General features: G+C 68.6%; 24 protein-coding genes. 14 read left to right on the forward strand and 10 right to left on the reverse strand.

Annotated features, from left to right (window positions below; all coding sequences use genetic code 11):
* Window positions 1-11: 11 nt before the first annotated feature.
* From ACQY5G_RS15665 to ACQY5G_RS15680, 4 genes are read right to left on the reverse strand one after another with little or no spacing between them, the layout of a single operon-like run.
* The gene (locus ACQY5G_RS15665) at window positions 12-1,463 is read right to left on the reverse strand and encodes a cryptochrome/photolyase family protein (protein ID WP_428275515.1); all 1,452 of its coding nucleotides are present in this window, start codon (window positions 1,461-1,463) and stop codon (window positions 12-14) included.
* A gap of 52 nt (window positions 1,464-1,515) precedes the next feature.
* Window positions 1,516-2,418 (reverse strand): alpha/beta fold hydrolase, encoded by a 903-nt coding sequence (locus ACQY5G_RS15670; protein WP_428275517.1) that lies wholly within the window; start codon window positions 2,416-2,418, stop codon window positions 1,516-1,518.
* Window positions 2,419-2,453: 35 nt separating this feature from the next.
* Complete coding sequence (locus ACQY5G_RS15675) at window positions 2,454-3,362, reverse strand: aminotransferase class IV (protein ID WP_428275519.1); 909 nt, start codon at window positions 3,360-3,362, stop codon at window positions 2,454-2,456.
* A 15-nt stretch (window positions 3,363-3,377) separates the two neighbouring features.
* The gene (locus ACQY5G_RS15680; RefSeq protein WP_428275521.1) at window positions 3,378-4,517 is read right to left on the reverse strand and encodes an ATP-binding protein; all 1,140 of its coding nucleotides are present in this window, start codon (window positions 4,515-4,517) and stop codon (window positions 3,378-3,380) included.
* A 33-nt stretch (window positions 4,518-4,550) separates the two neighbouring features.
* Here ACQY5G_RS15680 and ACQY5G_RS15685 point away from each other — a divergent pair, with 33 nt between their 5' ends.
* The 10 genes from ACQY5G_RS15685 (at window position 4,551) to ACQY5G_RS15730 (ending at window position 14,470) form a co-directional block, all read left to right on the forward strand.
* Window positions 4,551-5,636 carry a phosphorothioated DNA-binding restriction endonuclease gene (locus ACQY5G_RS15685; protein WP_428275523.1) on the forward strand — a complete coding sequence of 362 codons (1,086 nt, stop codon included), beginning with the start codon at window positions 4,551-4,553 and terminating at the stop codon, window positions 5,634-5,636.
* 128 nt (window positions 5,637-5,764) lie between these two features.
* Window positions 5,765-6,274: a hypothetical protein gene (locus ACQY5G_RS15690; protein WP_428275525.1), complete on the forward strand. Its 510-nt coding sequence runs from the start codon at window positions 5,765-5,767 to the stop codon at window positions 6,272-6,274.
* Window positions 6,275-6,279: 5 nt separating this feature from the next.
* Window positions 6,280-7,164, forward strand: coding sequence for an HNH endonuclease (locus ACQY5G_RS15695; RefSeq protein WP_428275527.1), 885 nt, complete (start codon window positions 6,280-6,282; stop codon window positions 7,162-7,164).
* A 59-nt stretch (window positions 7,165-7,223) separates the two neighbouring features.
* Window positions 7,224-8,378, forward strand: coding sequence for a sulfite oxidase (locus ACQY5G_RS15700; protein WP_428275529.1), 1,155 nt, complete (start codon window positions 7,224-7,226; stop codon window positions 8,376-8,378).
* 206 nt (window positions 8,379-8,584) lie between these two features.
* Window positions 8,585-8,986, forward strand: coding sequence for a hypothetical protein (locus tag ACQY5G_RS15705; RefSeq protein WP_428275531.1), 402 nt, complete (start codon window positions 8,585-8,587; stop codon window positions 8,984-8,986).
* 108 nt (window positions 8,987-9,094) lie between these two features.
* Window positions 9,095-12,475 (forward strand): WD40/YVTN/BNR-like repeat-containing protein, encoded by a 3,381-nt coding sequence (locus ACQY5G_RS15710; protein WP_428275533.1) that lies wholly within the window; start codon window positions 9,095-9,097, stop codon window positions 12,473-12,475.
* A 113-nt stretch (window positions 12,476-12,588) separates the two neighbouring features.
* On the forward strand, window positions 12,589-13,095 hold the full coding sequence (locus ACQY5G_RS15715; protein WP_428275535.1) for a hypothetical protein: 507 nt from the start codon (window positions 12,589-12,591) through the stop codon (window positions 13,093-13,095).
* Between the two features lie 33 nt (window positions 13,096-13,128).
* Entirely contained in the window at window positions 13,129-13,422 is a 294-nt protein-coding gene (locus ACQY5G_RS15720) for a type II toxin-antitoxin system Phd/YefM family antitoxin (protein ID WP_428275537.1), read from the forward strand.
* A complete protein-coding gene (locus tag ACQY5G_RS15725; RefSeq protein WP_428275539.1) occupies window positions 13,419-13,808 on the forward strand; it encodes a PIN domain-containing protein in 390 nt (129 codons plus the stop codon). The genes ACQY5G_RS15720 and ACQY5G_RS15725 overlap by 4 nt, the downstream gene beginning before the upstream one ends.
* A gap of 56 nt (window positions 13,809-13,864) precedes the next feature.
* Window positions 13,865-14,470, forward strand: coding sequence for a hypothetical protein (locus tag ACQY5G_RS15730; RefSeq protein WP_428275541.1), 606 nt, complete (start codon window positions 13,865-13,867; stop codon window positions 14,468-14,470).
* On the opposite strand, the gene ACQY5G_RS15735 is transcribed toward ACQY5G_RS15730, so the two are convergent.
* The 6 genes from ACQY5G_RS15735 to ACQY5G_RS15760 form a co-directional block, all read right to left on the reverse strand.
* Window positions 14,440-15,147: a hypothetical protein gene (locus ACQY5G_RS15735; RefSeq protein WP_428275543.1), complete on the reverse strand. Its 708-nt coding sequence runs from the start codon at window positions 15,145-15,147 to the stop codon at window positions 14,440-14,442. The genes ACQY5G_RS15730 and ACQY5G_RS15735 overlap by 31 nt on opposite strands.
* Window positions 15,144-15,866 carry an ATP-binding cassette domain-containing protein gene (locus ACQY5G_RS15740; protein ID WP_428275545.1) on the reverse strand — a complete coding sequence of 241 codons (723 nt, stop codon included), beginning with the start codon at window positions 15,864-15,866 and terminating at the stop codon, window positions 15,144-15,146. The genes ACQY5G_RS15735 and ACQY5G_RS15740 overlap by 4 nt, the downstream gene beginning before the upstream one ends.
* A 345-nt stretch (window positions 15,867-16,211) precedes the next feature.
* Window positions 16,212-17,489 (reverse strand): 1-acyl-sn-glycerol-3-phosphate acyltransferase, encoded by a 1,278-nt coding sequence (locus ACQY5G_RS15745; RefSeq protein WP_428275547.1) that lies wholly within the window; start codon window positions 17,487-17,489, stop codon window positions 16,212-16,214.
* A 156-nt stretch (window positions 17,490-17,645) separates the two neighbouring features.
* Window positions 17,646-17,927: a hypothetical protein gene (locus tag ACQY5G_RS15750; protein WP_428275549.1), complete on the reverse strand. Its 282-nt coding sequence runs from the start codon at window positions 17,925-17,927 to the stop codon at window positions 17,646-17,648.
* A gap of 66 nt (window positions 17,928-17,993) precedes the next feature.
* Complete coding sequence (locus ACQY5G_RS15755) at window positions 17,994-19,538, reverse strand: B12-binding domain-containing radical SAM protein (RefSeq protein WP_428275551.1); 1,545 nt, start codon at window positions 19,536-19,538, stop codon at window positions 17,994-17,996.
* A gap of 135 nt (window positions 19,539-19,673) precedes the next feature.
* Entirely contained in the window at window positions 19,674-20,246 is a 573-nt protein-coding gene (locus ACQY5G_RS15760; RefSeq protein ID WP_428275553.1) for a hypothetical protein, read from the reverse strand.
* A gap of 110 nt (window positions 20,247-20,356) precedes the next feature.
* Between ACQY5G_RS15760 and ACQY5G_RS15765 the strand changes: the two genes are divergently transcribed.
* Genes ACQY5G_RS15765 through ACQY5G_RS15780 form a run of 4 tightly spaced genes read left to right on the forward strand, consistent with a single transcriptional unit; the run spans window position 20,357 to window position 23,926 of the window.
* Window positions 20,357-20,797 carry an SRPBCC family protein gene (locus ACQY5G_RS15765; RefSeq protein ID WP_428275555.1) on the forward strand — a complete coding sequence of 147 codons (441 nt, stop codon included), beginning with the start codon at window positions 20,357-20,359 and terminating at the stop codon, window positions 20,795-20,797.
* Window positions 20,761-22,260 (forward strand): hypothetical protein, encoded by a 1,500-nt coding sequence (locus ACQY5G_RS15770; protein ID WP_428275557.1) that lies wholly within the window; start codon window positions 20,761-20,763, stop codon window positions 22,258-22,260. The genes ACQY5G_RS15765 and ACQY5G_RS15770 overlap by 37 nt, the downstream gene beginning before the upstream one ends.
* Window positions 22,257-23,315: a virginiamycin B lyase family protein gene (locus tag ACQY5G_RS15775; protein ID WP_428275559.1), complete on the forward strand. Its 1,059-nt coding sequence runs from the start codon at window positions 22,257-22,259 to the stop codon at window positions 23,313-23,315. The genes ACQY5G_RS15770 and ACQY5G_RS15775 overlap by 4 nt, the downstream gene beginning before the upstream one ends.
* Complete coding sequence (locus tag ACQY5G_RS15780; RefSeq protein WP_428275561.1) at window positions 23,315-23,926, forward strand: choice-of-anchor V domain-containing protein; 612 nt, start codon at window positions 23,315-23,317, stop codon at window positions 23,924-23,926. The genes ACQY5G_RS15775 and ACQY5G_RS15780 overlap by 1 nt, the downstream gene beginning before the upstream one ends.

Genomic DNA, 23,926 nt, shown 5'->3' on the forward strand with positions numbered 1-23,926 from the left:
GGCCGGGGCAACTACCGAGGATTTCTCGGTGGTTCGAGCTGACGATAAGCCTCCAGCGCTCGTCGGCGGGCTTGCGCGTGATCGACGATGGGTAACGGGTAGTCCCGCCCGAGTCGGATTCCGGCGCCGCTCAGCACTTCGCCCGGGGCCTCCCACGGCCGGTGGAGCCAGCGGTCCGGAAGGCGCGAGATCTCCGGCACCCAGCGGCGGACGTAGGCGCCCTGGGGGTCGAACTTCTCGGCCTGCCTCACGGGGTTGAAGATGCGGAAGAAGGGCTGCGCGTCGGCGCCCGAACCCGCGACCCACTGCCAGTTGGCAACGTTGTTGGCGAGGTCGGCGTCGACCAGCGTGTCCCGGAACCAAGCCTCGCCGTGCCGCCAGTGGACGAGCAGATCCTTCGTCAGGAAGGACGCGGCGATCATCCGCGCGCGGTTGTGCATCCAGCCGGTGTGCCAGAGTTCGCGCATACCCGCGTCCACGATCGGGTAGCCGGTCCGGCCTTCCTGCCAAACGGCGAGCGCCTGCGGGTCGTCGCGCCACGGGAAGCGGTCGAAGGCGGGCCGCCAGTTCTCCGTCTCCATGGCCGGGAAGTGGGACAGCAGGTGATGGTTGAAGTCGCGCCACGCGAGTTCGCGGAGGAGCGCTTCGGCGCCGGTCGGGGCGGGGGCGGCCGCTTCGATGAGCGGGGCGGCGGCGCGCCACACCTGGCGCGGTCCGATCTCGCCCCAGTGGAGGTGCGCGGAGAGTCGTGAGCTGCCTTCCAGATCCGGCCGGTCGCGGTCTCGGCCATATCGTTCGACCGCACCCTCCATGAACCCGGCCAGCCGCCGCCGGGCCGCGGCCTCCCCGACCTCCCAGGTTTCCCTCAGTCCGCCCGCCCAGTCGGGCGCCGTCGGCTGCAGCCGCCAGTCCTGCAGCCGGTCGCTCTCGATCGCGGGGCCGGGGGTCGGCCGTTCCGGCGCGGGGTGCGGCGGCGGCGTTCGGTACGATTCACGGAGCCGTCGCCAAAAGGGGGTGAAGACGCGGTAGGGCGCTCCCTGTCGGGTCAGGATCTCGCCCGGCTCGCTGAGGAGCGAACCTGCGTAGCTCTCCGTCTCGACCCCTCCGGCACGAAGCGCGGTTTCGATCTCCGCGTCGAGCGCGACGGACGCCGGTTCGTAGAGCCGGTTCCATACCACGCGGCCCGCGCCCGTCTCCCTCACCACCTCCCGGAGGACATCGGTCGCCGGCCCCCGCCGCAGGCCGAGGGAGAGCCCGAGCCCGGCGAGATCACCCGCCAGCGAGCGCAGGCTCTCGTGCAACCACCATCGGGACGCACCGCCCAAGGGCCGAATGCCGGAGCTCTCCTCGTCCAGCACGAACAGGGGAACGACAGGCCGCCCCGACCCGGCGGCCGCGGCGAGGGCGGCGTTGTCGTGGATGCGCAGATCGCGCCGGAACCAGACGATGACCGGGGCCATCATGGCGCGCCGCTCCAGAGGGAACGTATCGCGCTGTGCGGCGGCGTCGGGGCTTCTACGCGAGGCCCGCCTGTTCGAGGAACGCGACCATCGTCGAGACGCACTCCTCGGGGTGTTCCAGCTGCAGGAAGTGCGTCGTGTGGGGGATGAAGTCGTAGTCCCACCCGATGAGTCCCTCCAGGTCGACGCTGGGCAGCGAGGAGAATTCGACGCCCGGATCGCCGCCGATCACCTTCACGGGACAGGCAAAGTCCGTCGTGTCGGGCTCGAAGACGTACGCGAAGCCGTAGTCGAACACCTGCGCCTCGAACTCGCGCGGACAGCGGAGTTCGTACCCGTCCCCGTCGGACGCGGGCCGGAGCAGCGTCTCGGCCGCGAGGTGCTCCACCCCGGGCCGGGTGAACTCGAACACCCACGAACGCCGGAACTCCTCGGCGAACTCCTCCCGCGTGGCGAACCGGGGCTGGCGATGCCGCGCGAGCATGCCCAGCCGCCGCCAAAGCGTGTCGATGCCGTAGTGGTCGCCGTCGGCCAGATACATGGGCGGATCGAAGAGGACGAGCCCGGCGTACCCGCGCCCCGGCGGATCCTGGTTGAGGGCGACCATCGCCGACAGCGAATGGAACACGCCGACCGCGGGCTTCGCGCCGAAGTGCCGTTCGATCCCGGCCCGGATCCGCGCGTCGTCGGCCGTGAAGGTCGCGACGCTGTGGTCGGCGAGGTCGGCCGTCGGGTTCCGGCCATGGCTGCGGAGGTCGTAGACGATCAGCTCGAAGCGCGACGTGAGGCGCGACCAGAAGGGGTAGTAAAGGTCGATGGCGAGCCCGTTGTCGTGACTGAGGACGAGCCGCGGACCCTTCACGTCGCCGTGCCGCCTGAGAATTATGCGGGCGCCGCCGGCCGCCTCGACCTCGACCGTGTCGAGCGGCTCCGGGACCCGCCACTCGGGTGTGGTCATGGACCCCCCTTTCCCGGGGGGATGATATGCGCCCGTCACACGGATGGCGAGACGACGGCCCCTTCGCGCGCGGTCAGATCCCGGTACAGGTCGGAGAGGCGTTTCGTGAGCGGCCCGGGAGATCCGTCTCCGATGACCCGTCCGTCGATGTCGGTCACGCTCGCGAGTTCTCCCATCGTGCCGGTGCAGAACGCCTCGTCCGCGCGGTAGGCCTCGGTGAGGGAGAGATCCTTCACCCGGCTCGGAATGTCGTGCTCCGCACAGAGTTCGAGCACCGTTGCGCGCGTGATCCCCTCGGGACAGGCGACGGTCCGGCTCGTCATCACGACACCGCCCGAGACGAAGAAGAGGTTCGTTGCGTTCGTCTCGGCGATGAATCCGCGCGGGTCGAGCATCAGCGCGTCGTCGGCGCCGGCCGCGTTCGCCTCGATTTTTGCCAAGATCGACTGCAGGAGGTTCGCGTGATGGATCTTCGGATCCAGCGTGTCCGGCCCGAAGCGGCGCAGCGAACTCGTGATCAGCCGCAGGCCGGACCGGTCGTAGACCGGCGCCTTGTGCTCGGCGAGCACGATCAGCGTGGGTCCCGACTGGTTGAGGCGCGGATCCATGCCGCTTGTGACCTTCACGCCCCGCGTCAGCGTGAGCCGGATATGCACCCCGTCCCGCATGCCGTTCGCGGCGAGCGTCCGGCGGATCTCCTGGATGATCGCTTCGTCCGACGGAATCTCGGCGAAGGCGAGCGCCAGGGCGGAGGACCGGAGCCGCGCGAGGTGCTCTCGCAGCTTGAAGATCCGGCCGTCGTACAGCCGCAGCCCTTCCCAGACGGCGTCGCCCCCCTGCACCACCGAGTCGAAGGGGCTGACGCCGGCCTCGTCGCGGTGGACCAGCGTCCCGTTCACGTTGACGAGGAGATCACGGTTTCGTTCGTCAAACTGTTGCAGCATCGAGCGCCCTTCTCTTCAACTGCCGGGCAGGGGACCCAGCGTATCCGCGAGTTCGGCGGCGGGAAGCGCGCGAACACCATCGGCGAGCCGGTACCGTTCCGTGCCGGCGTGAACCACGTCAAGCCGGTCCAGGTTCAGCGTCTCCAGAGCCGAGCGCATCGACCGCGTGAGCCTGGGCGCCTCCGAGCGCTTTACCTCGAACCCGTAGCGCCTCGCTCCGTCCATCACGAGAAGGTCGAGTTCCGCTCCCGTGTGGGTAGACCAGTGGAAGCACTGCTCGGGGACGGCCCGCAGCAAATGGACGATCTGTTGGATGACGAACCCTTCCCAGGACGCCCCCACCTTGGGGTGTGAGACGATGTCCTCCCGGGTCGTGAGGTCGAGCAGCGCGTGCAGGACGCCGGAGTCGCCGATGTAGACCTTCGGGGATCGCACCTGGCGCTTGCTGATGTCCTCGAACCAGGGCTGAAGCTGCCGCACCACGAAGACGGAGGTCAGGAGATCCAGATACCGCCGCACGGTCGCGTGGGAGACGCCGAAGGCGCGTGCGAACTCTGCCCCATTCCAGATCTGTCCGTGCCAGTGCGCGAGCATTGCCCAGAACCGGCGGAGCGTCGCCGACGGGATGGTGCTCCCGAGTTCCGGGAGGTCCCGCGCCAGAAGCGTGCGGATGAACCCGTCGCGCCAGCGGCGACTCGCGGGCTCCGATCGAGCGAGGTACGAGCGCGGAAACCCACCGCGCAGCCAGAGCCGTTCCAGGTTGTCCACTTCGTCGAGGCCGAAGCCGTCGAGTTCGTGGAACGCGACGCGTCCTGCGAGCGACTCCGAGGTTTGCCGCAACAGTTCGGGCGAAGCGCTCCCCAGCACGAGGAAGCGGGCCGGAGGGCCGGGGCGATCCGCAAGGACGCGCAGGAGCTGGAAGATGTCGGGCAGGCGGTGGATCTCGTCCAGGACCACGAGACCGTTGAGCGGCCGCAGTTCCAGCCCCGGATCGTCCAACCGCGCGAGATCGGCGGGATCCTCGAGGTCGAACCAGGCCACCGGCTCGGAGTACGCCGCAGCGAGCTGACGGGCGAGCGTGGTCTTCCCCACCTGCCGCGCCCCCAGCAGGGCGACGACGGGGAACTCTCCCAGCAACAGGCGGACACGACTCAAATCGTGTTCTCGGATGGTCTCCATCATTGAAATATGATCGATGACCGATCAGATTTCAATACAGAATTGGATTGCACGGCGCTCCCTTGCCTGAAATGGGTTGAGAACGTGATCGTGTGGGACATGAGTTCATCCGCAGAACCAATGACGCCTGGCGATTTCCTTAATCGACTCGCGCGGCTCAATACCCATCAGCGCCGCGGCATACGCGCGCCACACAAGCCGCTCCTGCTCCTTTTCGCCTTGGGGCGCGTGCTTCGCGACCGCGACCGCCTTGTACCGTACGAGGAAGTGGACCGGCGGGTGGGGGACCTGATGCGACGCTTTGGGTCACCCCGGAGCTCCGTTCGTCCGCACTATCCATTCCGCTGGTTGCTCTCCGATGGACTCTGGGAAATTCCTCGGTATGCGGAGCTTTCGAAGAACGCGAGCGGAGACCTATATGTCTCGCAACTACGAGACATGGGCGTTGAAGGGGGGTTCCCTGAGAAGATGCACGACCTCCTTCGCGCCAACCCCGATCTCGCGTGGCAAGCGGTGGAAGAGATCCTGCACGGGCATTTTCCCGAATCCCTGCACCGGGAGATCCGCGAGGCGGCCGACCTCCGGGGAGTGCAAGAAGCGCGGGAGTCCGAAAATGAATCCGCAGCTCCAACCTTGCGGGAGAGGGAGGTCGGCCAGCTGAGCTTCTATTCGTATTTGGCACGCCGACGGCGTCGCGACCCCTTTTTCCGCCGGAGAGTGCTGGACGAGTACATGGAACGCTGCGCGGTGTGCGACCTCGACATCCGTTTCGGCGAGCAACCGTTCGGCGTGGAAGCCGCGCACATACAGTGGCATTCGCACGCCGGTCCCGATGAAGTGGCGAACGGCCTCGCCCTCTGCCCTCTACACCACGAGGCCCTCGACCGCGGCGCGCTCGGCTTGGAGGAGCGCAAGGGGACGGGCCTCAACGTGCTCATTTCGCACGAAGTGCGGGAGTCACGGGGCGAGACGGCCGGGTCGCTCATCGAGTTCTCCGGCCGCCGGATCCGACCTCCCCGCACTGCGTCCCGGGCACCCGCGACCCTCTTCGTCGTTTGGCACTCCAATGAGGTCTTCAGGGGCCCGTCCCTCTGAGCCGGTGCCGGGGTTGATGAGGCTGTCGCTGCTGTCTCATCTTCCGACGGCGAACGGACGGGCAGTTCGGGTCCTCCCCGGATCATGGACCCCGAAACGACGAGCTTGAGTGGAGGACGGGAGGCGGAATGGCGAATGTCGAGGGACACGACCAGAGCCGGTACCAGATCGTGCTCGTGTGCGGAGACGAGGTTCTGCCGCCGCAGGAGTGGCCGGTCTCCGGGCTGGTCCCCGAACGGATTCGGATTTCCTGCAACGGCGTAACCCTCGGCTATGTGGCTGCCGAGTCGGGAGACGGGCGTCTCGACGCGGGCGACGCCGGACGATTCCAGGTCCGGTATGCGTGGATCGACGATGACGAGGTCACATCCTACGCGCCCGGAGAGTTCTGGCGCGGATTCCGGGAGTGCTCCGGTCTTCCGGACACGCTGGCGCTGTACCGGCGGGACGGCGACGGGCGCTACATGTTCCTGCACGAGGAGGCCATCGGCTGGCCCCCGCCCTTTCGCCGGCGGCGCTGGATCGAGTGGGAGGATCTCAGCCTCGCGACGCGCGTCGAGTACATGGACGGCGAGATCGACACGCTTCCGCTGGGCACCCCGCCGCGGCGTCCGGGGATGACCGAGTTGGGCCGGTAGGCGCGGTGGCAAAGGCCGTCTTCACGACGAAGGTGGATCCCGCCTACGACGATCTTCCGGAGCAGCGGTACCACTTCCCGCGCACGTATCTCAACGCCGCGCGCGGCGCGTTGGGCGATTGGATCGTGTACTACGAACCCCGGCGCTCGACCGCGCACTTGTCGAGTTCCGGAGGGCGCCAGTCCTACTTCGCCACCGCCCGCCTCGTGGACATCCAACCCGATCCCGCGCGGGCCGATCACTACTACGGGTATGTCAGGGACTACCTGGAGTTCGACACGCCGGTCCCCTTCCGCGAAGGGAGTTTCTACTACGAGCGGAACCTGCAGAAGGCGGACGGCACCACGAACAAGGGCCGATTCGGGCGCGCCATCCGGTCGATCCGCGATGCGGAATACCACCTGATCCTCCAAGCGGGATTCAGTGACCTGGCCCAGGCCGGGTGGCGGATCATGGAGCGCGATCCGGTGGAGACGGAGCGCCGCATCGTGGAACAGATCTCGCGCCGGCCGTTCCGTGACCGGGCGTTCTCGACCGCGGTCAGAGCGGCCTACGACAACACCTGCGCGGTGACCGGGCTCCGGATCATCAACGGCGGTGGAAGACCGGAGGTTCAAGCGGCCCACATCAAACCCGTCGCGGAGAGCGGGCCGGACAGCATGCGCAACGGCTTGGCGTTGTCCGGGACCGCGCACTGGATGTTCGACCGCGGCCTCATTTCGGTCACTGACGACTACACGCTGCTGCTCCGGGAGGGGGCGATCCCCGGCCACTTCTTCCGCATCATCAGCGAGGACCGGCGCTTGAAGGTGCCGGAATCGCCCGCGCTCCGTCCGCATCCGACCTTCCTCGAATATCACCGCGAGCACGTCTTCCGGATTCACGCGTAGGGCGAGGCCGAGGAATGACTCGACCTGTATCGCGTTCTGCGGGAACGCCCCGCGCCGGCATGACGCGGCGCGAGGCGCTCGCCGCGGCAGCCGGGGGACTCGTCCTCGCCTCGTGCGGGGAGTCGTTCGGCAGCCTGGAGCCGGACGTCCCGGAGCCCTCCGCCTTCGTCAAGGATCCGTCCAACTTCATCGTGCACGGATCCAACCTCGAGGCGCGGCTGGAGGATATGGACGGGCTCCTCACGCCCGTCGACCGCTTCTTCGTCCGCAACCACAGCCCCACTCCCATCATCGACGCGGACGCCTACCGCCTCTCCGTGGGCGGCCCCGGTGCGCAGCGCGAGGTGGAACTCACGCTCGCCGATCTGCGCGCGCTCCCCAGCCACACGGTCGTCGCCTACCTGGAGTGCGCGGGCAACTGGCGCCGCTTCTTCGAGTCCGTCCTCGGGCAGGTCGCGGCCGGCTCCCAATGGGGCACCGGGGCCATCGGCTGCGCGGAGTGGAGCGGCCCGCGCCTCCGCGACGTCCTCGCCCTCGCCGGTCTCCGCGCCGGCGCCGTCGACGTGAACCTCCACGGCCTCGACGACTCCGCCTGGCAGCGCCCCATGCCTCTCGCCAAGGCGATGGACGACGACACCCTCCTCGCCCTCTCCATGAACGGAGTCCCCCTCCATCCCGACCACGGTTTCCCGGTGCGGGCGCTGCTCCCGGGCTGGATCGGCGCCGCGAGTGTGAAGTGGCTGGGCCGCATCGAGATCGCGACCGGGAAGGTGTGGGTGGCCGCGAACACGACGTCCTATGTCCTCATCGGCGAGCACTGGCCTCCCGCGGACTACGCCCCCGCCTCCGGAGCCCCCATCGACGAGGGAGCGGTGAAGAGCGCCCTGGCCCTCCCCCTCCCGGCGCGCCTCTCCCCCGGTGCCCACCGCCTGCGCGGCTTCGCCTACTCCCCGCACGGCCCGGTCGCCCGCGTCGAGTGGAGCGCCGGCACGACCGCCGCCGCCGGTCCGTGGCGCGACGCCCGTCTCATCGGTCCGCGTCTCCCCCACGCCTGGAGCCGCTTCGAGTTCGAGTGGACCGCAACGCCTGGAAACCATGTCCTCCGCACCCGCGCCACCGACGAGACGGGCCTCCGACAGCCGGCGGAGGCCCTCTACAACGCCAAGGGCTATCTCCTGAACCTCGCCCTTCCCCACCCCGTCGCCGTGGAATAGACCCCGCCGTGTCCGGCCGGATGGTGCGCGCGGAACTCGGTGAAGGCGAACAGCGCCTGGAGGGCCGCGTGGACGGCGTCCGTCTTGGTTGATGCGCTCCCGGGATGATGGCACGTTGATCGGTGACCGGAGGTTCTGCGTGGATCGAGGAGCCGGGCCTTGGCCCCCACTCGTGCGCGAACCTTCACGGGAGTCTGTGTCACGCCATGGAAACGGATTTGATCACCGACATCGTCCTCTTCGCAGCGCTCATTGGCGGCGTCCTCGCGGTTGCCCGCGTCCTGCGCAACCACCGCACGGAGTTGAAGGGCGACATCGGCAAGTTGCGCTCTGAAATCAAGGCCGAACTCGGTACCCTGCGCACGGAACTCAAGGGCGACATCGCGAGTGTGCGCAAGGAGGGTGTGGAAGGACGGACCGGGCTCGAGAAGCAGATCGCGGACGTGCGCGCCGAACTCCGCGGCGTGGAGAAGCGTCTCGGCGGCCGCATCGACGCCGTCCGTGACGAACTGATCGAAACACGGGTAGCCATGTCCGACCGGGTCGCCCGCATCGAAGGGCGAGTGTTCGGCGTTCCCCTTCCCGGCACCGGAACCGACTCCGCCTGACCTCCGCACGGGTTGCCCCTCTGCCGTCCCCGGGCCGACCTTCCCAGGCCACGAATTCCATAGGCGACACTGCCCAATAGCCACCCGCCACCGGCACAAGGTGCGATCATGATCGATTTCGAGAGCTTCCACGCGAACCCGCGCGCCCGTCGGGGCGTCATCTCCCGCTTCCCCGCCCTCCTCCTCGCGGGGATGGCGACGCTCGCCGCCCTTGGCGCCCCCGCCTGGCTGGCAGGCCCCGGAACGCTCGCCGCCCAGGAGGATGACGACGCGGACGCCCCACCCGAACTCAACTCCGGGTTCATCTCCGGCATCGGGTGGCGCAGCATCGGCCCCGCCATCGCCTCCGGGCGGATCGCGGACATCGCGGTCGATCCCACGGACCGGAGCGTGTGGTACGTCGCGGCCTCCTCCGGGAACGTGTGGAAGACGACGAACGCGGGGACGACGTGGACGCCGATCTTCGACGACTACGGGTCGTACTCCATCGGGGCGATCGCGCTCGACCCCGGCGACCATCTCACGCTCTGGGTGGGGACGGGGGAGAACAACGGGCAGCGCTCGGTCGGGTACGGCGACGGCGTCTACAAGTCGATCGACGGGGGACGCTCGTTCCGGAACATGGGGCTCGAGACCTCCGAGCACATCGGGAAGATCCAGGTTCACCCGGATGATTCCGACGTCGTCTTCGTCGCGGCGCAGGGCCCGCTGTGGAACGAGGGCGGCGAGCGCGGGCTGTACCGCACCACGGACGCGGGCGAGACGTGGGAGCGGGTGCTCGAGATCGACGAGCACACGGGGGTGAACGAGGTCTACTTCGACCCGAGGAACCCGGACGTGATGTACGCCACCTCGTGGCAGCGGCGGCGCCACCAATGGACGATGATCGACGGCGGGCCGGGCTCCGGGATCCACAAGTCGACGGACGGCGGGAACACGTGGCGCGAGATCAACCGCGGCCTCCCCTCGGGGGACAAGGGGCGCATCGGGTTCGCGATCTCGCCGCAGAACCCGGATGTCCTGTACGCGATCGTGGAGGCGAGCGGCGACGCCGGCGGCACCTTCCGCTCGGAGAACATGGGGGAGAACTGGTCGCGGACCTCGCGCTACCAGTCGGGCGCGCCCATGTACTACCACGAACTGTACGCGGACCCGCACCGCTTCGACCGCATCTACTCGCTCGACACCTTCGTGCAGATGTCGGAGGACGGCGGGGAGACATGGGGGCGGCTCCCCACGCAGGGCGTCCACGTGGACCATCACGCGATCGTGTTCGATCCGGACGACCCGGAGCACATCATCCTCGGCAACGACGGGGGGCTGTACGAGACGTGGGACTTCGGGGAGAACTGGCACTTCTTCCGCAACCTGCCGCTCACGCAGTTCTACAAGGTCGCGACCTCGAACGACGAGCCGTTCTACTACGTGTACGGGGGGACGCAGGACAACAACACGCTCGGCGGGCCCTCGCAGACGACCGACAACGCGGGGATCCGGAACTCGGACTGGTACGTGACGCTGGGGGGCGACGGCTTCGACCCCGTCATCGACCCCGAGAACCCGGACATCATCTACTCGCAGCTCCAGAACGGTGTGCTGTCGCGCTTCGACCGCGTGTCGAAGGAGCGGCTCGACATCCAGCCGCAGGAGGACGCGGACGGTCCCCCGCTCCGCTGGTACTGGGACGCGGCGCTCCACATGTCGCCGCACGACAACCACCGTCTCTACTACGGGGCGCAGATCCTCTTCCAGTCCGACGACCAGGCGTCGACGTGGCGGCCGATTTCGGGCGACCTCACGCGGAACCTCGACCGCAACCAGCTCGAGGTGATGGGACGGGTGTGGAGCGTGGACGCGGTCGGCAAGAACCGCTCGACGTCGGTGTTCGGGCACATCGTGGCGGTCTCGGAGTCTCCGTTCGTGGAGGGGCTCATCTACGCGGGCACCGACGACGGACTCGTGCAGGTGACGGAGGACGGGGGCGAGAACTGGCGCGCGGTGGAGAGCTTCCCGGGGGTACCGGACACGAGCTTCGTCCACGACGTGGAGGCGTCGCTGCACGATCCCAACACCGTGTTCGCCGTCATCAACAACTTCAAGCGCGGCGACTTCCGGCCCTACGTGCTCAAGTCGACGGACCGGGGGATGACGTGGACCTCGATCTCGGGGGATCTGCCGGAGAACGGTCCCGCCTTCACGATCGTGCAGGACCACGTGGAGCCGGACCTCCTCTTCGTGGGGACGGAGTTTTCCGCCTTCACGTCGGTGAACGGGGGCGAGTCGTGGCTCGAACTGGGGAGCGGGCTGCCGACGATCCCGGTGCGCGAACTGGAGATCCAGAAGCGGGAGGGTGATCTCGTCGCGGCGACCTTCGGACGCAGCTTCTACGTGGTGGACGACTACACGCCGCTGCGCGAACTCGCAGCGCGCTCGGACGAGATCCTCGCCTCGGACGGGCACATCTTCGAGGTGAAGGACGGGGAGATGTACCTGCGCTGGAGCCCGGGCGGGACGAACGGGGCGGACTTCTACACGGCGGACAACCCGGACTTCGGCGTCACGTTCACCTACTACGTGGGCGAGACGCTGCGGACGCGGGAGGCGGCGCGGCGGGCCGAGGAGAGGCGGGCGCAGCGGCGGGGGGAGGACACGCCGTACCCGACGTGGGAGGAGCTCGAGGCCGAGGACCGGGAGGAGGCGCCGCGGGTGTTCCTCACGATCCGGGACGACGACGGGAACATCGTGAACACGGTGAACGGCTCGACCTCGCGCGGCATGCGCCGGGCAACGTGGAACTACCGGTACCCGGGCTACAACCCGGTGACGGGCGGCGGTGGCGGGGGCGGCTTCGGCGGGTTCGGAGGCGGGGGCGGCAACGGGCCCATGGCGCTGCCGGGGAGCTACACGGTGTCGCTCTCGCAGCGCGTGGACGGCGAGGTGACCGAGCTGGCCGGGCCGGTGCCGTTCGAGATCGCGCCTATGGGGGGCTCGGCGATCCAGCCCCAGGACCGGGCGGCTGTGCTCGCCTTCCAGCGACAGACCGGGGAGCTGCTCCGCGCCGTCTCCGGGACGCAGCGTGTGGCGGCGGCCGCGATGGCCCGCGTGACGGCCATGAAGCAGGCCCTGGACCGCTGGCCGTCGGCCGATCCGGCCCTCCGGCAGGAGGCCCGCGCGCTCGAGCTGCGGCTCCTCCACCTGCAGGAAACGCTGAACGGCTCGCGCACGCGGGCCTCCCGCGCCGAGCCCGAGATGCCGGGGATCGTGGCGCGCGTGAACCAGGTCGTGCGCGGCCACTGGAACGGCCTCCACGGCCCGACGCAGACGCACCGCGAGCAGTACCGGATCGCGAACGACGCCTTCACCGCGCTCTATCCCGACATGCAGCAGCTGATCGAGGCGGACCTGCCCGCGCTCGAGACGCGGTTGGAAGCGGCGGGAGTGCCGTGGACGACGGGCCGCGCGCTCCCCGACTGGCCGCCGAACGGGTAGGTGCGGCGGTCCACGTGCGGAGCCCGGGTGCGCCTCGGCACCCGGGTGACCCGGGTGCGCGCGCGCGGGTGGCCCCGCGCCGGTAGCCAGCGCCGAGGTCGGAGCGCGCCCGCGTGAAGATCCTCTCGTGGCTGTGGAAGACGGTCGGGCCCCGGCGCGTGGGGCTCGTCGTCATGTGCGTGTACGCGGCATGGCTCGTCTTCTTCTACCACTATCACTGGGTGGACGGGATCAACCTCCTCATCCACGAGGCGGGCCATGTCGTCTTCTCCGTCTTCGGGGAGACACCCGCCCTGCTGGCCGGTCCGGCGCTCCAGCTCGCCGTCCCGTTCTTCATCACCTTCCAGCTGTGGCGGCGGGGAGAGTCCGTCCCTGCGGCGGTGAGCGCGCTGTGGTCGGCGGAGAGCCTCATGTACACGGCGGAATACATGGCCGACGCGAACCGCCTCGCCCTCCCCCTCACCCCCAGCCATCCGCACGACTGGCACCTGCTCCTCGACCGCGCCGGCGTCCTGGGGTCCGCCGAGCAGATCGGCCTCGCGCTGCATCTCATCGCCAGCGCCGCCGCGATCGGCGCCGTCTGGTGGACCATCCGCCTCGAATCGGAGGCCACCACTTGACGCAGGTAGCTACCGGTAGCTACCTACAGGAGCATGAGATCCGTAGGCATCAAGACGCTGAACAGCAAGCTGAGCGAATACGTACGTCTCGCCGAAGCGGGCGAGACCGTACTCGTCACGGACCGCGACCGGGTTGTCGCCGAGATCGGCCCGCCGCGTGCATCACGCAGCCCCGTCCTGGCTGATGCGATGCTCGCCGATGCAGTGCGAAAGGGTTGGATCACTCCCGCTCTCTCGCCGGGTTCCAAGCCCCCTCGGCGCGGGCCGCCGGTCGCCACGCTTGCCGAGTTGCTTGACGAACTCGAAGGTGACCGCGCCGACCGGTGATCTACGTCGACACTTCCGTCACTCTCGCCCACCTCCTGGTCGAGGATCGGCGTCCGTCCAACTCGCTATGGAACGATGCTCTGATCTCGAGCCGGCTGCTGGAATACGAAGTGTGGACGCGCCTCCACGCCCGGGGGTTGGTACCAACGCACTCGGATGCCGCGCATGAGTTGATCTCTCAGATCTCGCTGGTAGAGCTTGCACCGCCCGTGCTCGAACGCGCCCTCGATGCGTTTCCGGTCCCCGTTCGGACGCTGGATGCCTTGCATCTGGCGTCGCTCCAGTTCCTGCGAGCCCAAGGTGTCGCCGCAGAACTCGCAAGCTACGACCACCGCATGGTTGGCGCCGCCGAAGCCATGGGCATCCCGATCCTTGAGCTGGCATGACCCCGTCCGGCCCGGGTGCTCTCACTGCATGTGCCCTGTGGGCGGTCGCGAGCACAATGGCCCTCGCGGCGCAGGAAGTGGATCCGGCCGACTACGAGCATCTGGCTGAGCCGCGCATCGTGGAGCGGGCGGACGAGCGCGTGCTCGAAGTGCGGGCCGTGGGCGATCCCAACGAGGTCGGCGCTGCCGCGTTCGGGTTGCTGTTCCAGTTGTACTTCTCAATCGGGGCGGCGACGGGATTCACGCCCCCCGTCGCGCGCGCCCGCTGGCAGGAGGGGCTTGATGAGATCCCGCGCAGCGACTGGATCGGCCGCTACGCGCTCCTCATCCCCGAAACCGTGGAGTCGCTGCCGGAGCACACGCCGCCGGACGGCGTGACTGCTTCAATCACCACCTGGGAATACGGAACCATCGCGGAGATCCTCCACATCGGACGCTACGACCAGGAGCAACCCACGATCGAGCGGCTGAAGGCGTTCGTGGAGACCGAGGGCTACGAGACGTTCGGCGGACACGAGGAGGAGTACGTCGTCGGCCCGACGATGGCCGGCTCCGGGAACCCCGACGAATACCGCACGATCCTCAGGTATCGCCTCCGCAAGGCGGACCCGCCCCGTGGTCGGCCCTTGGGTCAGAGAGGGGTTTCGGGACGGGACGGATAGCGCGTCAGGCCCCGGTGCGCGATCGCGAAGGGCGCGACGGCGAGCGCGGCGGCAAGGACGAGGGCGATGGCTCCCATCGCCACGGGGGCGTAGGACTGCTCCAGGAAAGACCGAAGCGCGGCCGCCGAGCCTTCGCGTTCCAGCAGACCGAGCGCCCACGGCACGCCCCAACCCAGGAGGACGACCATCCCGGCGATCGACCAACTGATCAATCTGCTCAGTTCACAGGCCGCAGCCGCCGTCAGGCACCACGCCGCGAGCGTGAGCAGCACCCAGAACCCCAACGCCATCTGAACAGGCGCTACCGCCGCGAGTACGCCGAACTCGGTGGGCGGCGTGACCAACGCGAACGTCGCTCCGCTGGCGATCACCCCGGGCAACAGGCTCACCGCCGCCGCCAGGAAACGGGCTGCGACGAGATCGGCGACCGTCACGGGGAGGGACAACAGGAACTCCAACGTTCGGTCGAGCTTGTCTCGCATGACGGCTAAGGGCACCATGATGGTGGTTCCCAGAGTCACACCCATCACTACCGCCAGGATGTTCTCGTCGGTGGCCCGTCCCAGGACGTAGAACAGGGCAACACCTGCAACGCCGGCGACATATAGCCGCCCCAGCAGGGACTTGGCGCGCTGAATCTCCACGCGGGCAAGGTCGCCGACGTGCCGCAGGTTCAACGGGCGTCCAGAAGATCGTAAAGGGCATTCGCCAGCGTCGCGTGGTCGGCGCGCATGTGTTCCACGGAACGGTCGGCGATCATGGTTCCGCCGACGAGGACCAGCACGCGTTCGGCCAGCCACTCGACGTCCTCGAGGATGTGAGTCGAGAACAGGAGGACTCTCTCCCGGTCTTCGTCCAGACTTTCGACGACCACATCCATGAGGCGTCTGCGCATTACGGGATCCAGGCCGGCCGTCGGCTCGTCGAGGAGCAGGACGCGGGGTCTGCACGCCTCCGCCGAGACGAAGGCGACCTTGGCCCGCGTACCACTCGAGAGCGTCCCCAGATTCGCTCCGTCCGGAATCTCCAACCGGTCCGCCAACCGGGCTTCGTACTCGCGATCCCAGTTGTCGTAGAATCGCGTGAGCAGGTCGAAGTGCTGCCGCACCGTCATCCAGCCGAAGCCGAGGAGTCGTTCCGGCATTACGCGAACGTGGTTGCGCAAGCCGGGCAGGAGGGTGCGCGCATCGACGCCTCCGAACCGCACCTCACCTTCGTATTCCGGCAGAGACCCTGAGAGCGCCCGCAGGATCGTGGTCTTTCCCGCTCCGTTCGGACCGACGAGAGCCACGCGTTCGCCCGCCGTCAGCTCCATGCTGAGCGGCTCAAGCTCGAACAGAGGATACTTGACGGAGAAGGACCGCAACTCGATGTCGCAGTCTCGCGTGGTGATCATCGGAAGCCCTCAGGAACCCCGTCCCCCGCGTCCGTCAACGCGACGCTTAGGAACGCCCCTCTAACCACCCGCGCGAGGAGTTCCGGAATCTCGGGCAGGTTGTCTTTCGTGATCGTTGCGGTCATCGAACTCGAGGTGCCCTGCAGGTCTCGACTCGTGAAGATCGGCTAGCGTCAGAAGAAAAAGGGCCGGCCCACGAGGACCGACCCTTTTTTCCCATTTTTCCCATCGTGCCCGCGGGAACGATGGGGTCCATTTAGCAGTTTTCAGGATAGCGGATGGTGTTGGCATCAGCAACAACATCTACCAACACCATCGGCCAAGGTAAGCTGACGTCCGCCACGGTCAGGTATCGGGTTCGTCCGACTCCTTCCGGGTGCTTGGCTGCCGTTCCTCCATCCATCGCTTTTCCAGTTGCCGGAGGGTCTCGGTGAGTTCCGAGCGCAGCCTGGCGAACTGCTCGCGCCGGTCGGGGCGGCCCTGCAGACGCAGGAAGACGGCGGTGTCCTCGCGGACCTCGCGGGCGAGCTCCATCCACAGCATCGCCACGAAACCGCACAGGGGAGGCAACACGGCCGCACCCGCGGCGACTGTCCATCCCCCCACGAGATAGCCCAGCAGGGGCCCCAGGATCCAGGCCGCACACGTCCCGGCCAGGAGCGTCCCCAGCTTGATCGTCGCGGTGACCTCGAGTTCGGGTTTCACGAGCCTGACGACGAAGCCGGGCAGCCGGACGATGGGTGCCCAGAGCAGGGATCCGGCCACCGCGAAGGGAAGCCCCAGCGCCAGGAGCGTCCCGCGCACGAGGACGTATTTTGTGACCGGGAGGAAGCTGTAGCGGGGAGGCACGTCCCCTTCCCCGGCACGGAGTTCGTCGCTCAGCCGGGCATATCGCGCCACCTTTTCCACCAGCCGCCGGTGTTCCTCCGGGTGCGCCCCGCGGACCCACTCCAGTCCCCGCGCAAAGCGCTGCAGGCGAGGGAAGCGCGTCCCCAGCGGTTCCCGGGCCCGCCACGGAACCCACCGCAATTCGCGCACGTAGAGCTGCTCCGCCACCTCCACGAGAATCCGGTCGCGCGGGCGGCCGAAGTTCAGCGTCTCGCGGCGGACCCCCCGCTCGATCCGCTCGGTGAGCCGGCGCCCCGCGGCGACGGGATCCTCCCGGTACGCCTCCTTCAGGTCCGCGCACCCGAACGCCTTGCCGAAGCGCACGGCGACCTCGGTTCTGGCCAACTCCTTGGCGGCATAGGTGATCCCCACGGGAACGATCGACAGCCCGAGCCCCCAGTCGGCGCCCTCCTCCGCCTGCAGCGCGATCCGCGCGGTGCCCGTGCGGAACTCCGCCAGGCGCATCTCGGAGTGGCTCTTGCCCTCGGGATAGATCTGGATGGCGCCGCCCCCGCGGAGCACCTCGACCGCAGACCGGAACATCTCCTCGTTGCGGTGCATCGCCTCGGGATCGTCCTCCCTCCGGTGGACCGGTATGCCGCCCATCGCGCGCAGCACCGACCCCAGAAGGAACCGGTCGAAGAGCGGTGCGCGACCCAGCGGCCGCGTGATCCGGTCGCTGCAGCGGAAGACCAGCATCGCGTCGACAAGGCTGTTGGGATGGTTCGCAGCCACGATCAACGGGCCGTGCGGGAGCGGAGGCCCGTGCCGGTCCACGCGATAGAAGAGCGCGGCTGCGGTTCCGGTGATGCCGGCGATCAGCCTCGGTATCCGATCCAGGTTTCGCCCCCATCCCAGTCGGTTAAGTGCGGCGGACCTCTCCGTCTCCCCTCAGCGCCCTGACGCGCGCAGGTAGCGTCGCCCGAGGCGCGCCATGCGTTCGTCGCCGAGTCCCTCCGCCTCGCGGATCAGGTCCTCGATGTGCGGAGCCAGCGCGGCGTCGCCCCACGCGTAGCCGGTCGCGGTCTCCGCGCTCCGCGTGTTCCCGACGTGGGCGCCTTCCAGGAGGGCTCGCGCCGCGGCCGCGTCGAAGCGCGGCGACTCGCGCGGTGGAAGGGCGTAGCGCGGCTCGGGTTCGTGCGTCGCGTCTTCGTTGACGAAAGCTCGGGACATCGTGAAGTGCCGGCTTCGAGGCGGCTCGGACCCGGGATCGTTCCCGGCCGCCGGACCGTCCCCCGGTTAGTGGACGACCGCCCCCGCCTGCGCCTGCACCGCCGGCTTGCCTCCGGTGCTCTTGAGGTAGGCGTAGGGGTCGTGTTCGATCGCGCCTTCCGGGAGGAACTCCCAGAGCGGCCCGAGATCGTGCTTGATGCGGTCGACGTAGAACTGCGGCAACTCCTGCGTCTCTCCCTCGAAGTAGTCCCGGAACTTCCGGTCCGTCCTGAGCTTGTCGCGCACGGTCGTGTAGTACGCGATCCTCCCGTTCCCCTCCGACGAGAGCGCGCGCACGGCGTTGAGGAGCCTGGGGATGCCGCCGCGGTTGGCCCTCAGGCGACGCCAGACCGCCCGCTTCGAAAAGCTGTACCGGGTGAGGTCGATGACGTGGTCGTAGAACTCGATCCACTCGTAGTTCTTCGGCTTGAGGTTCATCGCGTGATTGTTGTTGAGGAAGTGGAACGGGAAACCGAGCACCCGGCCTTCCTGCTGGTATTCGAGGTTGAGCGGGGCCGCTTCTCCGAACGACGTGAGCAGGGAGTAGCCGGGGAAGGCGGCGGGCGAGGCATCGAGGAATCGCTTCGTGAGCTCGAAGGGTTCGGGACCCTCATCACAATCGAGACCCATGACGAAATTCGTCTGGAGATAGGGGATGTAGCTCGTGATGAGGTTGGAATGGTCCGACACCTGGCGGACCTTCTCGATCCCGTGACGATTCCGGGACTTCGACTTGTTGCCCAGCATGTACCACGACTCGACGCCGGGCAGGATCGCGCGGAACCCGGCCTTCGCGAGTCGCTTGAGCCGCGGCTCCCCGAGCAGCGAGAGGCTGCTTTCCGCGATGAACTCGATCGTCCCGGCAGGGACGGCCTCCTCGATGGCCCCCAGCACGTCGTCGAACCGGACGCCGAAGTTCGGGTCGTGCCAGCCGACGATCGGTCTCTTCATCTTCTTCGCGAGAAACCGGAGGTCGTCCCGCATCTCGTCGAAGTCGAGGGGCTGGTAGGGGATGACCGAATCGATGCAGAAGCTGCACGTGTACGGGCACCCGAGGCTGCCGAGCATCGGGACGATCTTGAACAGCGGCGCCTTCTGCAGCGTCGGCTCGATGAACTTCCAGCGCGCGCGCACCCCGGGCAGGGACACCGGCTGCGTCTCGGCGGTCACGTGGCGGCCGAGCGGACGGTGCGGGACGCACTCGTCCAGGACCTCGTTCAGCACGGCCTTGTCGGTGAAGCCGAACACGTAGTCGAAGTACTTCTGCGCATCCTGGGGATAGCAGCGGGCGTGCGGGCCGCCGATGCAGGTGACGGCGCCCCGCTGGCGGAACATCTCGCTGATCGCGTAGGAGAGCTGGGCGCCCTGCGAGAAGGCGCTCACGAAGAGCAGGTCGATATCCTGCGGGAGGTCGTCGACGAGATCTTCGAGGCCGGTGTAGCAGACGAGGCTCACATCGTGCCCGGCCTCCTCGCACCACGCGCCGAGAACCTGCGGCATGATGCTCGCGAGGTTCGCGTGCATCACCTTGGCGTACAGGGCCTTCGTGGGTCCCTTCGAGACCAGGTCCACGATACCTACGCGGAGCTTGCGCAACGGCGATCCTCTCGGAATGGGTGCACCCGTAGCCGCGTCAGCGCGCCGCGGAATCGAGCAACCTAGGTTCGGGCCACGCCCGGCGGCAATCTACTGGCGGGCCACGGCCCGCTAGCACGCCTCCTCGTTGACGCGCACGTACTCACGCACGAACTCGTCCAGCATCCGGCCCACCAGACTCGTGACGGGATCCCCATCGCGTCCCAGATAGAAGCCGATTCCCTGTTGCGGCGTTTCCCACGTCGGGGCCCAGTTCAGCCATTCCGGCGCGGCGCCGGGGGCGTCGGCCGGACTCCCGGCCTCCCCCGGCCGAGGATCGCTCTGCTGGTCGTAGACGAGCTTCAGGAGACGCAAACGGATGACGTAGACCGTCACCACGGCGCTTGGGGAGAGCCTCTGCGCGCTGACAAAGACGGACAGCTGGAGCGTGGATCCGCCCGCGCTGCCGGCCGGGGCGTCGATCCCGGCCGCGCGCAGCCGGCTCGTCGCCATCTCCTCCACGGCGGGTGTCGTGATGCCGGCCGGTCCGCCGGTGTTGGTGACGAAGACCTCCACCGGAACGGGACGGCAGGCGGCAAACAGGGCAAACCGATCCCGGCTCGAGGGAGAACCCTGGGCAGCCGCTTCGGCCGGCGCCCACAGGCCGAAGACGACGGCTGGAACGAGCAGCTTCCGGAGAATCACGAGCGATTCGCGATCGAGAGAGATCCTTGCCCGACGAGTCGTCAACCATCTAGGAATGGACAACCTGATCCCGTCGGTTCCCTTTGCGCCAGATTCGGAGGAGAATCCGGATGACCAATTCCGCAGATCGACGCTGCCGCGTCCGGAGGGTGATTCCCGCGCCCCCGGAGGCGGTGTTCCACGCCTGGACCGAACCGGATCGGATCCGGCAGTGGTCCTGCCCCCCGGGCGGGACGATTCGCGAATCGAAGGTCGATCTCGTCCCCGGGGGACCGTACCGCCTTCTCATCGAGGCGGAGGAGGGGACGCTCCATACCGCGTTCGGAGTGTACCGCGAAGTCGACGCCCCGAACCGGCTCGTGTATACGTGGGACTGGGAGGAGCCGGAGTCCGCGGTCGGCGAGACGCTCGTCACGGTCGAGTTCCGGGCCGACGGAGCGTCGACCGAGGTCGTCGTCGTGCATGAAGGCTTCCCCGCCGCCGAAGCCGCGGAGGGACACCGCCTCGGGTGGACATGGTCGCTCGAGCGCCTGGAAGATCTCCTCCGCTGACCGCTTCCCCCGCCCCCTCGACCCGCGCGACGACCGACCTTTCCGCCCGCAGGATCTTCGCCTTCTGGGCCCCGCTGGCCGCCACATGGTTGATGATGGCGTTCGAGGGGCCTTACCTGGCGGCGGTCGTCGCGCGGCTGCCGGAGCCCACGCTGGGGCTGGCGGCCTACGGCGTCGCGATCGCGCTCGCCGTGCTGATGGAGGCGCCGGTCATCATGCTGCTGAGCGCCTCGACGGCCCTCGTGGAGGACGCCGTCTCCTACCGGCGGCTGCGGACGTTCGCGCACGGGCTGAACGCCTTCTCCACGCTGATGCTCCTCGTCGTGCTCGTGCCGCCGGTGCACCGCGGGCTCATGCTGGGGGCGCTCGGGCTACCGGAGGAGCTGGCGCGCCTGACGTACGGGGCGCTGTGGTGTTTCCTGCCATGGCCGGCGGCGATCGGCTATCGGCGCTTCTGGCAGGGCGTGCTCATCCGCTCCGGGCGAACGCGGCTCGTGGCGGGCGGGACCGTCGTGCGGCTCGTCTCGATGTCGGTCGCCGCGCTCATCCTCGCCCTCGCCACGGATCTTCCAGGCGCCGCGGTCGGAGCCTCCGCGCTCTCGTTCGGCGTCGTGATGGAAGCGGCGGTCGCGCGGTGGATGGCCCGGAACGCCATTCGCGCCCTGCTCGTTCCGGCCGGCCGGCGGGCGGACGCGACGGACCCCGTGACGGTCTCGTCCGACCCCCACGACATCGCGGAGATCGGCCGCGTCGGCGTCTCGACCGCCGATCCGGCGTCGGGCGCGGGGACCGAAGGCGGCGAACTGCGTTTCGGCGAGATCGGACGCTTCTACCTTCCCCTGATGCTCACGTCGCTGATCGGGATCGCGATCCAACCGATGCTCACCTTCTTCATGGGTCGCGCCGCGTCGCCGGTCGAGTCGCTCGCCGTGTTCCCGGTCGTGTACTCGCTCGGGTTCATCTTCCGTTCCGTGGGGCTCAGCTTCCAGGATGCGGTCATCGCGCTACTGGGCCGGGGAAACGAGGGCTACGAGGAGATTCGCCGCTTCGCGCTCGGCCTCGGCGCGACGCTCTCCGGCATCCTCGCGCTCCTCGCGTTCACCCCGCTCTCGCAGCTCTGGTTCGTCCACGTGTCCGGCCTGACGCCCGAACTCGCCTCCTTCGCGATTCCGGCCGCCCGGGTCCTCACCCCCGTCCCCTTCCTCGGCGTCCTCCTCTCGCTCCAGCGGGGCACGCTGATCCGGCACCGGACGACGGGTCCGATCATCGTCGGGACCGCCGCGGAGATCACGGCCGTCGCCCTCGTGTTCGTCGCGGTCGGCTGGGGGCTGGGCTGGGTCGGCGCGACCGCCGCCTTCACCGGCTTTCTGTTGGGCCGCCTGACCGCCAATATCTATCTGACGCCCAAGGTGCGGGCGGCGAGGCACGAAGCGGCAACAGCGATCGAGGAGGCAGGGAAATGATCCATCGAATTCGGATCGCGACGCTCGCGGCGGCAGGGTTCGCGGCGGCGGCGACGTTCATCGGCCCGGCGGAGGCGGCGGCGCAGGACCATACCGCGGCCACCGACGTTCTCACCATCGAGGAATGGACGGTCCCCTACCCCGACAGCCGTCCGCGCGACCCGTTCGTCGGACCGGACGGCCGCGTCTGGTTCGTGGGACAGGCCGCCCACTACGCCGCCGTGCTGGACCCGGCCAGCGGAGAGTTCAGGCGCTACGACATGGACGACGGCACGGGGCCCCACAACCTGATCGTCGACGACGACGGGATGGTCTACTACGCCGGCAACCGGGCGAACCACATCGGGATCATCGATCCGGAGACGGGCGAGATCGACAAGATCATGATGCCGGATGAGCGGGCGCGGGATCCGCACACGCTGATCTGGGACGACAACGGGGACATATGGTTCTCGGTGCAGGGCGGGAACCTGGTCGGCTTCCTCGACAAGGAGTCGCGGGAGGTGCGGCTCGTGGAGGCGCCCGAGGTCGAGACGCGCCGCGGCATGGGTTCGAGCCGTCCGTACGGGGTCAAGCTGGACTCGGAGAACCGGCCCTGGATCGCGCACTTCAACACGAACCTCATCGGGATGGTGGAGCCGTCCTCTTTCGAACTCATCGGCTACGACCTGCCCGAGGGCGCGCGGCCGCGCCGCCTGGTCATCGACTCGAAGGACCGGGTCTGGTACGTCGACTACAGCCGCGGGAAGATCGGTCTCGTCGTCGAGGGCGGCGGGTTCCAGCGGGAATACGACCTGCCCGCGGGCGAGGAGTCGCGGCCCTACGGCGTGGCGATCGACAAGTACGATGTCGTGTGGCTCGTCGAAACGGGGATCCAGCCGAACCGGTTCGTCGGCTTCGACACGGACACGGAGGAGTTCGTGGGCACGCTCGACGTGCCGAGCGGGGGCGGCACGATCCGGCACATGTACTACGATCCGGCGACGGACTCGATCTGGTTCGGGGCGGACGTGAACACGGTCGGCCGGGCGGTGGTGTCGCCGCGCTCGCGCTGATGTCTCTCCCGGGGCCCGCGGCCGCGCTGTGCGCCGCGGGCCTCTTCGCGATGGTCGCGGCGGCTGCGTGGGACTCCGGGGCCCGGCCACACGCCGCTGCGCACACCCCACCGCACATCGAGGGACCGCCGCCCGGCCACACGGGCGGCTTCGGGGAGCCGACCTGCGCCACCTGTCACTTCGGCGCCCCGCTCAACGAACCGGGGGGCACGCTGGAAGTGATCGGACTCGAGGGCGGCTACCGGCCCGGCCAGCGCCACCCGGTGACGGTCCGTTTCGAGAGCTTCGACATGCTCGCGGCCGGCTTCCAGGGGGCGTTCCGCTTCGAAGGCGGGGATCGGCTCGGGGCCGGGGCCGGTGAGATCCGGCCGCTCGACGACCGGGTGACGGTCTTCCGTCCGGAGGGCGGCGACACCGAGTACGTCCAGCACACCCGCGCGGGCTCGGCACCGACCGACGGCGCCATCGAGTGGACCTTCGAGTGGCGCGCCCCCGAGACGGAAGCGCCCGTTGTCTTTCACATCGCCGCCAACTCCGGGGGCGGCGACGATTCCCCGCTCGACGACCTCGTCTACACGCTCTCGGTCACGATCCCGTCGGGCGGGCGCTGA

It is taken from the genome of Candidatus Palauibacter sp., assembly GCF_965261555.1.
Classification (GTDB): Bacteria; Gemmatimonadota; Gemmatimonadetes; order Palauibacterales; family Palauibacteraceae; genus Palauibacter.

What these genes read in the sequence shown, in the direction of transcription:
- ACQY5G_RS15750 (WP_428275549.1), bottom strand. Translation starts at nt 17,927, where the DNA reads ATGTCCCGAGCTTTCGTCAACGAAGACGCGACGCACGAACCCGAGCCG.
- ACQY5G_RS15730 (WP_428275541.1), top strand. Translation starts at nt 13,865, where the DNA reads ATGGCCCTCGCGGCGCAGGAAGTGGATCCGGCCGACTACGAGCATCTG.
- ACQY5G_RS15700 (WP_428275529.1), top strand. Translation starts at nt 7,224, where the DNA reads ATGACGCGGCGCGAGGCGCTCGCCGCGGCAGCCGGGGGACTCGTCCTC.
- ACQY5G_RS15770 (WP_428275557.1), top strand. Translation starts at nt 20,761, where the DNA reads ATGGTCGCTCGAGCGCCTGGAAGATCTCCTCCGCTGACCGCTTCCCCC.
- ACQY5G_RS15675 (WP_428275519.1), bottom strand. Translation starts at nt 3,362, where the DNA reads ATGCTGCAACAGTTTGACGAACGAAACCGTGATCTCCTCGTCAACGTG.
- ACQY5G_RS15670 (WP_428275517.1), bottom strand. Translation starts at nt 2,418, where the DNA reads ATGACCACACCCGAGTGGCGGGTCCCGGAGCCGCTCGACACGGTCGAG.
- ACQY5G_RS15705 (WP_428275531.1), top strand. Translation starts at nt 8,585, where the DNA reads ATGGAAACGGATTTGATCACCGACATCGTCCTCTTCGCAGCGCTCATT.
- ACQY5G_RS15665 (WP_428275515.1), bottom strand. Translation starts at nt 1,463, where the DNA reads ATGATGGCCCCGGTCATCGTCTGGTTCCGGCGCGATCTGCGCATCCAC.
- ACQY5G_RS15740 (WP_428275545.1), bottom strand. Translation starts at nt 15,866, where the DNA reads ATGATCACCACGCGAGACTGCGACATCGAGTTGCGGTCCTTCTCCGTC.
- ACQY5G_RS15780 (WP_428275561.1), top strand. Translation starts at nt 23,315, where the DNA reads ATGTCTCTCCCGGGGCCCGCGGCCGCGCTGTGCGCCGCGGGCCTCTTC.
- ACQY5G_RS15685 (WP_428275523.1), top strand. Translation starts at nt 4,551, where the DNA reads ATGATCGATGACCGATCAGATTTCAATACAGAATTGGATTGCACGGCG.
- ACQY5G_RS15775 (WP_428275559.1), top strand. Translation starts at nt 22,257, where the DNA reads ATGATCCATCGAATTCGGATCGCGACGCTCGCGGCGGCAGGGTTCGCG.
- ACQY5G_RS15765 (WP_428275555.1), top strand. Translation starts at nt 20,357, where the DNA reads ATGACCAATTCCGCAGATCGACGCTGCCGCGTCCGGAGGGTGATTCCC.
- ACQY5G_RS15690 (WP_428275525.1), top strand. Translation starts at nt 5,765, where the DNA reads ATGGCGAATGTCGAGGGACACGACCAGAGCCGGTACCAGATCGTGCTC.
- ACQY5G_RS15720 (WP_428275537.1), top strand. Translation starts at nt 13,129, where the DNA reads ATGAGATCCGTAGGCATCAAGACGCTGAACAGCAAGCTGAGCGAATAC.
- ACQY5G_RS15710 (WP_428275533.1), top strand. Translation starts at nt 9,095, where the DNA reads ATGATCGATTTCGAGAGCTTCCACGCGAACCCGCGCGCCCGTCGGGGC.